We start from the raw sequence: 533 nt of genomic DNA on the forward strand, positions 1-533 counted from the left end.
TAGGGTCAGCGATTGGGGTGAAGTCGTAACAAGGTAGCCGTAGGAGAACCTGCGGCTGGATCACCTCCTTTCTAGGGAGTCGACCAGAAGTTAATCCTTCTGGACACTGAAAACGAAAGTTTTCAAAACACTTTGGTAAATCCTGATTCTGTTTAATTTTGAGAGAACTATTAAAATAAATAGTGATCTTACCATATTATGGGGGTATAGCTCAGTTGGGAGAGCACCTGCCTTGCACGCAGGGGGCCAAGAGTTCGAGTCTCTTTATCTCCACCATATATGGGTCTGTAGCTCAGGTGGTTAGAGCGCATGCCTGATAAGCATGAGGTCGGTGGTTCGAGTCCACTCAGACCCACCATAGATATAAAAAGTTTCATTAATTTGGAACTTTTTATATCCAAAAAATCTGTTCTTTGAAAACTGCATATGAGAGAAAGTAAAGAAAAAACCATTTCAATTGTTAAGATTGAAAGAAGAGTAACTTAAAAGATTAAGCTATAAAGAGTGCATGGCGAATGCCTTGGCATCAGGAG

The 533-nt window shown here is 41.1% G+C and carries 2 tRNA genes and 1 rRNA gene; all 3 read left to right on the plus strand.

Going from position 1 to position 533, the window contains the following annotated elements:
* Window positions 1-71, plus strand: a 16S ribosomal RNA gene (locus tag J3A84_RS15245); the annotation flags it as partial.
* Window positions 72-200: 129 nt separating this feature from the next.
* Window positions 201-276 (plus strand) — tRNA-Ala (locus tag J3A84_RS15250).
* A 5-nt stretch (window positions 277-281) separates the two neighbouring features.
* A tRNA-Ile gene (locus tag J3A84_RS15255) sits at window positions 282-358 on the plus strand.
* The last annotated feature ends 175 nt before the right edge of the window (window positions 359-533 follow it).

Origin of the sequence: Proteiniclasticum aestuarii (assembly GCF_017368455.1) — a bacterium.
Classification (GTDB): domain Bacteria; phylum Bacillota; class Clostridia; order Clostridiales; family Clostridiaceae; genus Proteiniclasticum; species Proteiniclasticum aestuarii.